The organism is Thioalkalivibrio sp. ALJ4, assembly GCF_000377225.1.
GTDB lineage: Bacteria > Pseudomonadota > Gammaproteobacteria > Ectothiorhodospirales > Ectothiorhodospiraceae > Thioalkalivibrio.
The window spans coordinates 174,419-187,270 of record NZ_KB897917.1 but is presented as its reverse complement, the minus strand read 5'-3'; the positions used below and the strand labels follow the sequence as shown (position 1 = coordinate 187,270).

The following is a 12,852-nucleotide window of genomic DNA, read 5'->3' as shown; positions in this document are numbered from 1 at the left end:
CAAACCTTCTTGTGGCCGCATTTCCCTACGGGTTTTTATGTTAATGAACCGTTCAGGGAAGCCCTGCTAACGTTCACTTCACGATGGGGCGCAACCCCGTTGGTGAGCTGCAAACGAGGAGACCACAACAATGAAAACCAAGCTGTTCGTTCTGGCCGGGATCGCAGGGAGTGTGCTGATGCTGTCCTCCGCCGCGCAGGCGGCCGACATCCAGGCTGGCCAGTCCAAGTACCAGTCCACCTGCCTGAGCTGCCATGGTGCACAGGGCAAGGGGCAGGCGATCTTCCCCGCGCTGGCCGGTCGTGACGCCGAATACGTGACCGACAAGCTCGAGCGCTACCGCGCCGGTGAAGAGGTCGGTTCCCATACCGGTCTGATGCGCCCGCATGCCCAGGCGCTGAGCGATGACGACATCGCCAACGTGGCCGCCTTCATCGAGTCCGAATTCAACTGATTCAGACAACCGCGAAGTGGCAAGCCGACGGGCCGGGGTTTCCCCGGCCCGTTTGCGTTGGAGGGCCTGTCGCATGCGCCGCCTTTTGCCTGCCATGGCGGCATCCGGTAAAGTTCCGCGGTTCCGAGAGCGTGGCCGATGGTCGGTCCCGCTATCCCAGAGATTTCTGCGAGGCTTCCCATGGCACAACCCGATTTCATTGCCCCGTCCATCCTCTCCGCCGACTTTGCCCGTCTGGGCGAGGAAGTCGACAACGTCCTGGCCTCCGGCGCGGACATCGTCCACTTCGACGTGATGGACAACCACTACGTGCCGAACCTGACCATCGGCCCGCTGGTCTGCGATGCCCTGCGCAAGCACGGCGTGACTGCGCCGATCGACGTGCACCTGATGGTCAAGCCGGTGGACCGCATCATCCCGGACTTCGCCCAGGCCGGCGCCAGCTACATCACCTTCCACCCGGAGGCCTCCGACCACATCGACCGCACCCTGCAGTTGATCCACGCCGAGGGCTGCAAGGCGGGTCTGGTGTTCAACCCGGCGACCCCGCTGTCCTACCTGGAATACGTGATGGACAAGGTCGACATGATCCTGCTGATGTCGGTGAACCCGGGCTTTGGCGGCCAGAAGTTCATCCCGGCCACCCTCGACAAGCTGCGCGCCGCGCGCAAGATGATCGACGAATCCGGGCGTGATATCCGCCTCGAGATCGACGGTGGTGTGAAGGCCGACAACATTCGCGAGATCAAGGCTGCGGGTGCGGATACCTTCGTCGCCGGCTCCGCGATCTTCGGCGCGTCCAGCGACTCCGACGCGAACCGCTACAACAGCATCATCCAGCAGATGCGCGACGAGATGGCCAAGGCCTGATTCGCCCGGAGACCAGGATGTCCCTGAAGCGCCCCCGCATGATCCTGATCGACCTGGACGGCACGCTGATCGACAGCGTGCCGGACCTCGCCTATAGCGTGGATGCCATGATGCGCGAGCTCGGCCTGCCCGAGCGCGGCGAGGCGGCCGTGCGCAACTGGGTCGGCAACGGCGTGGAAAGGCTGGTCAAGCGGGCGCTGCTCAATGCGCTCGACGGCGAGCCGGACCCGGAGACCTTCGAGCGGGCCCTGCCGGTGTTCATGCGCATCTACCAGGAGAACACCGCCGGGCGCTCGCCGCTGTACCCGGGGGTGCGCGAGGGGCTGGACCAGCTGAAGGCCGCCGGTTACCGCCTGGGCTGCGTGACCAACAAGGCCGAGCGCTTCACCGTGCCGCTGCTGCGCGAGAAGGGCATCCTCGATGACTTCGAGATCGTGGTCGCCGGTGATGCCCTGCCGCAGAAAAAGCCCGACCCGGCGCCGCTGTTGCACGCGGCGAACGAGCTGGGTGTCGACCCCTCCGAGTCGCTGATGGTCGGGGACTCGAAGAGCGACGTGAAGGCGGCGCGCGCGGCGGGCTTCCAGATCGTCTGCATGACCTACGGCTACAATCACGGCGACGACATCCGCGACGAAAATCCAGACGCCGTGCTGGATCGCCTGGACGAACTGCCGGGACTGCTGCCAGCCCGGGCGGCCTGACATGATCGCAATGGACCGGACAGCGGGGCGATGGCGAAACGGCGACTGATCTGCCGCGCCGTCTGCCCCTCTCTTGTCAGGAACCCTTGTGATGACCCCCGAACAGTTCGACGCCCTGGCCCGCGAGGGCTATAACCGCATCCCGCTGGTGCGCGAGGTCCTGGCGGATCTCGAGACCCCGCTGTCCATCTTCCTGAAGCTGGCCAACCGGCCGTATTCCTACCTGTTCGAGTCGGTGCAGGGCGGGGAACGCTGGGGCCGCTATTCTTTTATCGGCCTGCCGGCGCGGACCCGGGTGCGGGTGCACGGTCACGACATCACGGTGGAGACCGACGGTGACCTGGTCGAGCAGACCACCGAGACCGATCCACTGGCCTGGATCGAGGCCTACCAGGCGCGCTTCAAGGTTGCCGAGCTGCCGGGCCTGCCGCGCTTCACCGGTGGCCTGGTCGGCTACTTCGGCTTCGAGACCGTGCGCCTGATCGAGCCGCGCCTGGAGGGCCCGGAAAAGCCCGATGCGCTGGGGCTGCCGGACATCCTGCTGATGGTCTCCGAGGAGGTCGTGGTCTACGACAACCTCTCCGGGCGGCTGTATCTCGTGGTGCATGCCGATACCTCTCGCCCCGACGGACAGGCCGTGGCGGCCGAACGCCTCGACGAGCTGGAGAGCCGGATCGGCGAGCCGCTGGTACCGCCGGAGGACCCGCCGCACCCGCACGCGGTGCCGGAGTATGTGCCGGGCTGGTCGGCCGAGGGCTTCCAGGCTGCCGTGGCGCGGGCGCAGGAATACATCATGGACGGCGACGTGATGCAGGTGGTGCTGGCGCAGCGCATGAGCGTGCCGTTCTCGGCGCCCCCGTTGAACCTCTACCGCGCGCTGCGGGCGCTGAACCCGTCGCCCTACATGTACTACCTGGACCTGGACGACCACCATGTGGTCGGGGCCTCGCCGGAGATCCTGGTGCGGCTGGAGGATGACCGCGTGACCGTGCGTCCGATCGCCGGTACCCGCCCGCGCGGGCGTACCGAGGAGGAGGACCGCGCGCTGGAGGTCGAGTTGCTGGCCGATCCGAAGGAACGCGCCGAGCACCTGATGCTGATCGACCTCGGGCGCAACGACGTTGGTCGGGTCTGCGAGATCGGCTCGGTGGAGGTGACCGACACCATGACCATCGAGCGCTACTCGCACGTGATGCATATCGTCTCCAATGTGGAGGGCCAGCTCGCCCCGGGGCACTCGCCGATGGACGTGCTGCGGGCGACCTTCCCGGCCGGTACGGTCTCCGGCGCGCCGAAGATCCGCGCGCTGGAGATCATCGACGAGCTGGAGCCGGTCAAGCGCGGGCCGTATTCCGGTGCGGTCGGTTACCTCTCCTGGTCCGGCAACATGGATACCGCGATCGCGATCCGCACGGCCGTACTGCATGACGGTGAGCTGCACATCCAGGCCGGGGCCGGCGTGGTGCACGACTCGGTGCCCGAGAACGAGTGGCAGGAAACCCTGAACAAGGGGCGCGCGGTCGTGCGCGCAGCCGAGCTGGCACTGGGCGGACTAGGGCCGCGCAAGCACCGTGGCTGAGGGCGTGATGACCGACGCAGAACGGGCAGCACGAACGCGGTTGTCGGACACGCCGGGCGCACTCGCGCTAGTCTGCGATCTGTACCGGTCCGGTGCGGCGGAGGGACTCCCGGCATGATCCTGATGATCGACAACTACGACTCGTTCACCTTCAATCTGGTCCAGTACCTGGGCGAGCTGGGGGCGGAGGTCGAGGTGCATCGCAACGACCAGATCACCCCCGACCAGGTCGCCGAGCTGGCGCCTGCCGGGATCATGATCTCGCCCGGCCCCTGCACCCCGAACGAGGCGGGTGTGTCCATGGAGGTGATCCGCCGCTTTGCCGGGCAGACTCCGATCCTCGGGGTCTGTCTCGGGCATCAGGCGATCGGTCAGGTGTTCGGCGGGCGCGTGGTGCGGGCCCGCGAGATCATGCACGGCAAGACCTCCCCGGTGCATCACACCGGGGTGGGGGTCTTTGCGGGCCTCGAGAATCCGCTGGAGGCCACGCGCTATCACTCCCTGGTAGTGGAGTCGGCCTCGCTGCCCGATTGCCTCGAGGTCACCGCCTGGACCGAGCGCGAGGATGGCACCCGCGACGAGATCATGGGTCTGCGCCACCGTGAACTGGACGTCGAGGGCGTGCAGTTCCACCCCGAATCCATCCTGACCCGGCAGGGGCACGAGCTCCTCGACAACTTCCTGCGCCGCCTGCCCCAGCCGGCGTGAGCGGAGGGAAGCACTGGTCAATGTACGCACCCGCGTTGGTGCCCCATGTTTTCCGAGACCAGGAGCATCGTGCAGCGGGTAGTGGTTCTACCGGCCCGTTTTTGATTGATTCGGGGCGCAACGCAGGATCGGGGAACATGGGGCTCCAACCCCACAAGCTAGTCAATGCGGGGGCTCGGCCGCCCGTTGTTATCAAAAACGGGTGTGCGCACGGCGTTGCGGCTCCCTTGTGCAGAATGACTGCACGGCGGTCACCGCGCCTTGTTCGCACGCAAAAGCGACTCGAGCGCGGGCGCGTACATTGACCAGTGCTTCCCTAGAACGCCGCACCCGGCTGCGTTTCGCGCTGCTGGTCGCGCCCCTGGCGCTGTTGGCGCCGTTCTCGCTGGATACCTACCTGCCGTCGTTTCCGGCGATGGCCGCGGACCTGTCCGTCGACGGTGCGGCGATGCAGGCGACGCTGTCCTCCTATCTGGTCGCCTTTGCCCTGGCCACGCTGGTAGCCGGGCCGCTGTCGGATGCCTTTGGCCGGCGTCCGGTCGTGCTGTGGGCGCTAGTGGCCTATGTCGCGACATCCGCGCTGCTGGTGGTGGCGGTGGAGTACTGGCAAGTGATCGGGTTGCGGATCGGCCAGGGCTTCGCGGCGGCGGCGGGGGTGGTGGTGAGCCGTGCCCTGGTGCGCGACCGTTTCGACCCCATCGATTCGCGGCGCGTATTCGCGATTGTGACGATCATGTTCGCGATGGGGCCTGCGATCGCGCCCATCCTGGGCGGCTATCTGCAGTCCGCGTTCGGGTGGCGGTCGGTGTTCGCGTTCCTGGTGCTCTACGGGGTCGTGCTGTTGCTGGCCGCGCGTCTCTGGCTGCCGGAGACCCTGCCCCCGGTCGGGCGCGTGTCCAGCCGGCCGCGGCTGGTGCTGGGGCGCTATGCGGGTACGTTGCGCAACCTGCAGTTCCTGCAGCCGGTGCTGGTGCATACCACCCTGTTCGGGGCCAAGTTCCTGTTCGTCGCGGCCTCGCCTGCGCTGATCTATGTCCATCTCGGCGGGGGCGAGCGCGATTTCTGGTGGCTGTTCGCGCCCATGGTGGTCGGGCTGATGCTGGGGGGCGTGGCCTCCGGCTGGAGTGCCGGGCGCGTGGCGCCCGAGGTCACGGTCCGCATCGGCTTGCTGCTCACCGGGATTTCGCTGGCGCTGGTGGGCTGGGCGGCGCTGGCCCCGGAACCCTCGGTGGCGGCGGTGACCCTGCCGTTTGCGCTGTACAGCTTTGCCCTGGCCCTCGGGATGCCCTCGCTGACCCTGCTGGCGCTGGACTGCTATCCGGGGGCGCGTGGTATGGCCTCGGCGATGCAGGCCTTTATTCAGCTCGGGTTTGCAGCCCTGCTCACGCTCTTCGTGGTCGACTGGCTGGATGACGTCCTGCTGCACCTGGTTGCCGGTGCGGCGGTCATCTGGCTCTTTGCTGCTTTTGTCTGGTTCGGCGGAGGATTAGGGAAACGCTGACCCCTATGCACACTCGCGCTCGAGTCGCTTTTGCGTGCGAACAAGGCGCGGTGACTGCCGTGCAGTCATTCTGCACAAGGGAACCGCAACGCTGTTCCCGCGCCCGTTGTGATCAAAAACGGGCAGCCGAGCCCCTTCGGGGTTGGCACCCCACGTTCCCCGATCCTGCGTTGCGGCCCTTGCCGGTAGAACCACTACCGGCAAGGGCCGCGCCTAGCCTCGGAAAACCTGGGGTACCAACGCGAGTGTGCATAGGGGGCAGCGTTTCCCTGGTTCGTGCCGCGCGGGAGCGGGCGTTACACTAGCGCTCCCCATTCCCCGACAGGAGCAGCCCTGTGACCGTGCAGCAAGCCATAGCGGCCCTGATCGAACGTCAGAACCTGGACGAGGCGGCCATGACCGCCGTGATGCAGTTAGTGATGACCGGAGAGGCCACCGACGCCCAGATTGGCGGGCTGCTGGTGGCCCTGCGCATGAAGGGCGAGACCATCGAGGAGATCCGCGCGGCGGCCGGTGTAATGCGCGAGCTGGCGACCCGCGTGGATGTCCCGCGCACCGGGCTGGTCGATACCTGCGGCACCGGCGGCGATGCCTCCGGCACCTTCAATATCTCCACCGCCTCGGCGTTGGTCGCGGCGGCCGGTGGCGTGCGGGTGGCCAAGCACGGCAACCGCTCGGTGTCGTCGAAGTCCGGCTCCGCGGACGTGCTGGAGCACCTGGGGATCCATCTCGGGCTGGCGCCGGAGGCGGTCGGGTCCTGCATCGAAGAGGTCGGCGTTGGCTTCCTGTTTGCTCCGGCCCATCATGGCGCGATGAAACACGCGATCGGCCCGCGCAAGGAGCTGGGCGTGCGCACGCTGTTCAATGTGCTGGGCCCGCTGACCAACCCTGCCGGGGCGCCGAATCAGGTGCTGGGCGTGTTCTCCGATGCCTGGGTGCGGCCGCTGGCCGAGGCCCTGAAGGGACTGGGCAGCGAGCATGTGCTGGTGGTGCACGCCGAGGACGGGCTGGACGAGATCAGCATCGGTGCCCCGACGCGTGTGGCCGAGCTGAAGGATGGCGCGATCGAGGAGTACACCGTCGTGCCCGAGGATTTCGGGCTGGCACGGAGCGGGCTGGACGCGATCCGGGTCGACAGCGTGGAGGCCTCGGCCGCGATGCTGCGCGGGGTGCTGGAGGGGCAGGCCGGCGCGGCTCGCGATATCGTCCTGCTGAACGCCGGGGCCGCGATCTACGCCGGGGGTGGCGCCGCGTCGCTGGCCGCGGGCGTTGGCCGTGCGGCCGAGGCGATCGATTCGGGTGCCGCCCGCGAGCGCCTGGAGCGGCTGCAGGCGACCAGTGCACGATTGACCAATCAAGGAGCAGGAAGCTGATGACTGACGTCCCGGACATCCTCAAGCGGATCCTCGAGCGCAAGCGCGAGGAACTGAAGGAACGCGAGGCCTTCTGGCCGTTGCGCGAGCTGCGTGGCTGGATGGGGTCGGCCCCGGAGCCGCGCGGGTTCCGGGCGGCGTTACAGCGCGATATCGATGCCGGCCGCGCGGCCGTGATCGCGGAGATCAAGAAAGCCAGCCCTAGCCAGGGGCAGATCAGCCCGAACTTCAACCCCGAGGTCTTTGCCCGCAGCTACGAGGAACACGGGGCCACCTGCCTGTCGGTGCTGACCGACGTGGACTTCTTCAAGGGACGTGACGGGGATCTGCGGGATGCGCGCGTGGCCTGCCAGCTGCCGATCCTGCGCAAGGATTTCGTGATCGACCTCTACCAGGTCTACGAGGCGCGGGTGCTGGGGGCGGACTGCGTGCTGCTGATCGCCGCCGCGCTGGATGATACCGCGCTGCACGAACTGTACTTCCTGACCCGCGAGCTGGGCATGGATGCCCTGGTCGAGGTGCACGATGCCGAGGAGCTCGAGCGCGCGAAGAAGATCGGGGCGGATCTGATCGGCATCAACAACCGCGACCTGCGCACCTTCGAGACGCGCCTGGAGACCACGCTGGAGCTGAAGGACCAGGTGCCGGACTCGGCGCTACTGGTCACCGAGAGCGGCATCCATACCCGTGAGGATGTGGCGCGCATGCAGGAGTCGGGGGTGAATGCCTTCCTGGTAGGCGAAGCCTTCATGCGGACCGAGGATCCGGGCCAGGCGCTGGGCCGGCTGTTCCGCGGCGAAGACTAGTACCACGGCAACAAGTCGCCCGGGGTTTGCTTGCTTGCTTGCGGGCGCGGCGCCCGCCCGTATTGGCTGCGGGCAGGTTTTCGCCAGGGTGCCGCTCAGCGGGTGCCGAACACCACGATGGTCTTGCCGTGGGCGGTGATCAGCCCGCGTTCCTCCAGGTCCTTCAGGACACGCCCGGCCATCTCGCGAGAGCAGCCGACGATGCGCGCGATCTCCTGGCGGGTGATGCGCAGCTGCATGCCGTCCGGGTGGGTCATGGCGTCGGGCTGGCGTGCCAGATCCAGCAGGGTGTGGGCAATGCGGCCGGTGACATCGACAAAGGCCAGGTCCATCACCTTGCGCGAGGTCTGGCGCAGGCGGGTGGCGATCTGGCTGGTCAGCAGCATCAGGATCTCCGGGTCGCGCTGCGCGATCTCGCGGAACTGGGTGTAGGGGATCTCGGCGGTCTCGGTATCCTCGCGGGTGACGACCGTCGCCGAACGCGGGTCATCCTCGAACATGCCGAGTTCGCCGAAGAACTCGCCCTTGTTCAGGTAGGCCAGGACGAGCTCGTGGCCGTTGTTCTCGCCCAACACGGAAACGGAACCGCTGACGACGTAGTACAACGTATCCGGTACCGTGCCGGAGTGAATGATCGTCGTGCGCTTGCGGTAGTGCCGGCGATGGCAGTAACCGAGGAAGCGCTCCAGTGCCGGCGACGGCTGCGCCGGGCGGTAGACGAACGGATTATTCATAGTCATGGCATCCATGGCTTTTAACGTCTCGCTTGTTGAGGACGGTTTTCAGTGTAATTCAGCCCTCCGTGAGCGGGACCCGGGTGTCGGGATCGAGTCACAAAATCCAACGACCAGCATTTGATTTTGTGTCTTGCATCTCAAAGTTCATGCATTTTTTGTTGAGTATAGGCCACACAGGGCCTTCCAAACGGGCCGAAGTTGTGGGCAAAAGGAGACGCGCATGCAGGTCAGGGTGAAGTGGCTGGAACAGGTGGCGTTTGTCGGCGAGACCGGCAGCGGCCACGCGATCGTGATGGACGGCCCCCCGGATGCCGGTGGTCGGAACCTGGGCGCCCGCCCGATGGAGATGCTGCTGCTGGGGCTGGGTGGCTGCACCAGTTTCGATGTCGTGGCGATGCTCAAGAAGGGGCGCCAGGAGGTCCTCGACTGCGAGGTCACAGTGGACGGTACGCGGGCCGAGACGGTGCCCAAGGTGTTCACCGACATCCACGTGCACTTTCGGGTCTACGGCCATGGCCTGTCCGAGAAGCAGGTGGGGCGCGCGGTGGAGTTGTCCGCGGAGAAGTACTGCTCGGCCTCGCTGATGCTGGGGGCGGCGGCCCGGGTTACCCACGACTTCGAAATCCTCGAGGGCCCCGCGCCCCGCTGAGACACCCGCGCAGTCGGCGGGAATTTTCCCCAAAGGGCGTAGCGTGTTTCCCTGACGCCCCGGGACGTCTACAATCCGCCGTTCCCTGCGCACCGGGCAAGAGGAAACGCCATGCCCCGTCACAAGAAGCAGATCAAGCTCCACGGGTTCAACAACCTGACCAAGAGCCTGAGCTTCAATATCTACGATATCTGCTACGCCTCCGGCGAACGCCATCGTGACGAGTACATTGCGTACATCGACGAGGCCTACAACGCCCAGCGTCTGACGCAGATCCTGACGGACGTGGCCCACCTGATCGGGGCCAACATCCTGGATATCTCGCGCCAGGACTACGACCCGCAGGGCGCCTCGGTGACGATGCTGATCTCCGAGGAGCCGGTGGCGACCGAGATGATCGGCTACACCGAAGGCCCGGGCCCGCTGCCGGAAACGGTGGTCGGTCACCTCGACAAGAGTCATATCACGGTCCATACCTATCCGGAGGCGCACCCGGAGGGCGGGATCGCAACCTTCCGCGCGGATATCGATGTTTCCACCTGTGGTCGCATCTCCCCGCTACGCGCGCTGAACTACCTGATCCACAGCTTCGAGTCGGACATCGTGATCATGGACTACCGCGTGCGCGGCTTTACCCGCGACGTGCGTGGCAAGAAGCACTTCATCGATCACAAGATCAACTCTATCCAGGACTTCCTCTCGCGCGACACCAAGGAGAAGTACCAGATGGTGGACGTGAACGTGTACCAGGAGTACCTGTTCCACACCAAGATGGTGCTCAAGGATTTCGATCTCGACAGCTACCTGTTCGGCCTGGGCAAGGATGACTACTCGGCGAAAGAGGCCAAGCGCATCGCCAAGTTGCTCAAGCACGAGATGATGGAGATCTTCTACGGCAAGAACATGAGCCGCCCCGCCTGATACGCGATACCGCGTTCCTTGACCGGCGCGGCAGCATCGCCTGGAGACACCCGCGGCGGGCGCTCCATCTGGCACACTGTCGGGACCTGTCCGCGAACCGGAGGTCCCATGTCCAGTCGTGCGCCCGCGATCGACGCCCGCCCGGCGATGTTTCGCAATCACCCGTTCGGTTTCATCTTCAGTGTCCTGCTGATCGCAGCCTTTGGTCTGGGGCTGTTGATCCTGCTGTGGTGGTATCTGCAGACGCGCTCGGTGCGTCTGCGCATCGATGCCGATCAGGTGCACCTGGAGGAGGGCCTGCTCAGCAAGTCCCATGTGGACCTGGACATTGGCCAGATCCGCACCGTGAAGGTCGATCAGAGCTTCTGGAACCGGATCTTCCGGGTCGGCGAGATTGCGGTGTACACCACCGGCGACAACCCGGAGTTCCGTGTGAGCGGTATCCCCGATCCGCACCGCGTGCGTGACTACGTGCGCGATCGTCGCGAGGCGGCCGCGTGAGTTCCGGCGATCGCCGCGACAGCCGCCTGGCCCTGCGCATACTGCTGGGGACCTCGGCGCTGGCCGCGTTGCTGGTGGCGTTGATCGTGCTGGGCGCGGCCGTCACCCTGCCCGGGCTGTCCGAGTGGGTCGCGATCACGTTCGACGATGGCATTGGGCTGCAGATGGCGGCCCTGGTCGCCGCGATCGTCTCGGTGCTGGTCATGCTGGTGTTCGCGCTGGCCGCTGGTGAGGGGCTGATCGGCGAGTTGCAGTTCATGATCCCCGGCTTTTTCTTGTTCTTTGTCTTTTTCTGGCTGCTGCTGGCCTGGATTTTCTGAACCGACCGGCGAGCGGTCCCGTCACGGAGTACTTAACGCGTGAGCAATCAGCAAGACGCCGACCCCAATGTCCCGCACCGCCTGACGCTGCGGCCGACACGGATGGAGGACTACGACGACATCCGCGAGATCATGGAGCGGGTCTACCACGACCTCGACGGGGCCTGGAGCGAGGCCCAGTTTCGGTCACAGATCTCCCGTTTTCCCGAAGGCCAGATCTGTATCGAGGACAAGGGCAAGGTGGTGGCTGCGGCAATCAGCCTGATCGTCGAGTACAAGCGATTCGGTGATCAGCACAGCTACTGGCAGATCACCGGAAACGGGTTCCTGACGACCCACGACCCGGATGGCGACACCCTTTACGGCGTCGATATCTTTGTCCACCCCGAGTATCGCGGCCTGCGCCTCGGCCGTCGTTTGTATGACGCGCGCAAGGAGCTGTGCCAGAAGCTCAATCTGCGCGCGATCGTGGCCGGTGGGCGCATCCCGGGCTACGAGCAGCACCGGGACGACCTGACCCCGCAGCAGTACGTGGAGAAGGTCAAGAATCACGAGATCACCGATCCGATCCTGACCTTCCAGCTGGCCAACGATTTCCACGTTCGCAAGATCATCACCAACTACCTCCCGGACGACGAGAAATCGGGCGCCTACGCGACGCTGATCGAGTGGCTGAACATCTACTACGAGGAGAAGGAGAAGCTGATCGGGGGCAGCCGTTCGGACGTGCGCATCGGCGTGGTCCAGTGGCAGATGCGCCCGACACCGGACCTCGACTCGCTGTTTCAGCAAGTCGAGTACTTCGTGGATGCCGTCTCCGGCTACCGCTCCGACTGCGTGCTGTTCCCGGAGTTCTTCAATGGCCCGCTGATGGGCGCGTTCAACCAGGAGTATCCGGCCGAGGCCGTGCGCCATCTGGCCGAATACACCGAGCAGATCCGCGAGGAGATGGTGCGCCTGGCACTCGCCTACAACATCAACATCGTCGCCGGGTCGATGCCCGAGTACAGCGACGAGGTCCTGCGCAATGTCTCCTATCTGTGTCGGCGTGACGGGACCTGGGACCGACAGTACAAGGTGCATGTCACCCCCGACGAGGTCGCCTACTGGGGGCTGCAGGGTGGCGACGAGGTGCACGTATTCGACACCGACTTCGGCAAGATCGGCATCCTGATCTGCTATGACGTGGAGTTTCCGGAGCTGCCCCGGGTGATGGCCGAGAAGGGGCTGCAGATCCTGTTCGTGCCGTTCTGGACCGATACCAAGAATGCCTATCTGCGGGTGCGCCGCTGCGCCCAGGCGCGGGCCATCGAGAACGAGTGCTATGTGGTGATGTCCGGCTCGGTCGGCAACCTCCCCAGGGTCGAGAACATGGACATGCAGTACTCGCAGGCGGCGGTGTTCACGCCGTCCGACTTCGCGTTCCCGCATGACGCGGTGGCCGCGGAGGCGACGCCGAATACCGAGATGACCCTGATCGTCGACCTCGACCTCGACAACCTGAAGGAGCTGCGTAACCACGGCTCGGTGCGCAACCTGCGCGATCGGCGGCGGGATCTGTATGCGGTCCAGTGGAAGTCGAAGCCCGTTTAAGCGCTGCGCAAAAACGTGACCCGGTTCTCGCCGGGCCGCAGCGTGCGCTGGCGCCGGGCCGGGCGCATGCGTAACCTTCAGAGCGGGACTTGAGTCCGGCCGTGCAGGGGAGCGCGGTACGTGACGTGCCCCGGGGGGC

The 12,852-nt window shown here is 65.8% G+C and carries 14 protein-coding genes; 13 read left to right on the top strand and 1 reads right to left on the bottom strand.

Going from position 1 to position 12,852, the window contains the following annotated elements; all coding sequences use genetic code 11:
* Window positions 1-130: 130 nt before the first annotated feature.
* The 8 genes from C936_RS0100915 to trpC all read left to right on the top strand — a co-directional run bounded on the left by C936_RS0100915 (window position 131) and on the right by trpC (window position 7,992).
* Window positions 131-454: a c-type cytochrome gene (locus C936_RS0100915; protein ID WP_018137886.1), complete on the top strand. Its 324-nt coding sequence runs from the start codon at window positions 131-133 to the stop codon at window positions 452-454.
* 180 nt (window positions 455-634) lie between these two features.
* Window positions 635-1,324, top strand: coding sequence for a ribulose-phosphate 3-epimerase (gene rpe, locus C936_RS0100910; protein WP_018137887.1), 690 nt, complete (start codon window positions 635-637; stop codon window positions 1,322-1,324).
* Between the two features lie 17 nt (window positions 1,325-1,341).
* Window positions 1,342-2,025: a phosphoglycolate phosphatase gene (locus tag C936_RS0100905; RefSeq protein ID WP_018137888.1), complete on the top strand. Its 684-nt coding sequence runs from the start codon at window positions 1,342-1,344 to the stop codon at window positions 2,023-2,025.
* Window positions 2,026-2,116: 91 nt separating this feature from the next.
* The gene (gene trpE, locus C936_RS0100900) at window positions 2,117-3,604 is read left to right on the top strand and encodes an anthranilate synthase component I (protein ID WP_018174922.1); all 1,488 of its coding nucleotides are present in this window, start codon (window positions 2,117-2,119) and stop codon (window positions 3,602-3,604) included.
* A gap of 114 nt (window positions 3,605-3,718) precedes the next feature.
* A complete protein-coding gene (locus tag C936_RS0100895) occupies window positions 3,719-4,312 on the top strand; it encodes an aminodeoxychorismate/anthranilate synthase component II (RefSeq protein WP_018174921.1) in 594 nt (197 codons plus the stop codon).
* 301 nt (window positions 4,313-4,613) lie between these two features.
* Window positions 4,614-5,813 (top strand): multidrug effflux MFS transporter, encoded by a 1,200-nt coding sequence (locus C936_RS0100890; protein ID WP_018137891.1) that lies wholly within the window; start codon window positions 4,614-4,616, stop codon window positions 5,811-5,813.
* Between the two features lie 335 nt (window positions 5,814-6,148).
* The gene (trpD, locus tag C936_RS0100885) at window positions 6,149-7,186 is read left to right on the top strand and encodes an anthranilate phosphoribosyltransferase (RefSeq protein ID WP_018174920.1); all 1,038 of its coding nucleotides are present in this window, start codon (window positions 6,149-6,151) and stop codon (window positions 7,184-7,186) included.
* Window positions 7,186-7,992 carry an indole-3-glycerol phosphate synthase TrpC gene (trpC, locus tag C936_RS0100880; RefSeq protein ID WP_018137893.1) on the top strand — a complete coding sequence of 269 codons (807 nt, stop codon included), beginning with the start codon at window positions 7,186-7,188 and terminating at the stop codon, window positions 7,990-7,992. Before trpD ends, trpC begins: the two co-directional genes overlap by 1 nt.
* A 95-nt stretch (window positions 7,993-8,087) precedes the next feature.
* On the opposite strand, the gene crp is transcribed toward trpC, so the two are convergent.
* Window positions 8,088-8,726, bottom strand: a complete 639-nt coding sequence (crp, locus tag C936_RS0100875) for a cAMP-activated global transcriptional regulator CRP (protein ID WP_018137894.1) — start codon at window positions 8,724-8,726, stop codon at window positions 8,088-8,090.
* Window positions 8,727-8,949: 223 nt separating this feature from the next.
* Between crp and C936_RS0100870 the strand changes: the two genes are divergently transcribed.
* The 5 genes from C936_RS0100870 (at window position 8,950) to C936_RS0100850 (ending at window position 12,713) form a co-directional block, all read left to right on the top strand.
* Window positions 8,950-9,378 (top strand): OsmC family protein, encoded by a 429-nt coding sequence (locus C936_RS0100870; RefSeq protein ID WP_018137895.1) that lies wholly within the window; start codon window positions 8,950-8,952, stop codon window positions 9,376-9,378.
* Window positions 9,379-9,489: 111 nt separating this feature from the next.
* On the top strand, window positions 9,490-10,299 hold the full coding sequence (gene speD, locus C936_RS0100865; RefSeq protein ID WP_012983717.1) for an adenosylmethionine decarboxylase: 810 nt from the start codon (window positions 9,490-9,492) through the stop codon (window positions 10,297-10,299).
* Between the two features lie 108 nt (window positions 10,300-10,407).
* Window positions 10,408-10,800, top strand: a complete 393-nt coding sequence (locus tag C936_RS0100860; RefSeq protein WP_018137896.1) for a PH domain-containing protein — start codon at window positions 10,408-10,410, stop codon at window positions 10,798-10,800.
* Complete coding sequence (locus C936_RS0100855; RefSeq protein ID WP_018137897.1) at window positions 10,797-11,120, top strand: hypothetical protein; 324 nt, start codon at window positions 10,797-10,799, stop codon at window positions 11,118-11,120. The genes C936_RS0100860 and C936_RS0100855 overlap by 4 nt, the downstream gene beginning before the upstream one ends.
* Before the next feature lie 39 nt (window positions 11,121-11,159).
* A complete protein-coding gene (locus C936_RS0100850; RefSeq protein WP_018137898.1) occupies window positions 11,160-12,713 on the top strand; it encodes a bifunctional GNAT family N-acetyltransferase/carbon-nitrogen hydrolase family protein in 1,554 nt (517 codons plus the stop codon).
* The last annotated feature ends 139 nt before the right edge of the window (window positions 12,714-12,852 follow it).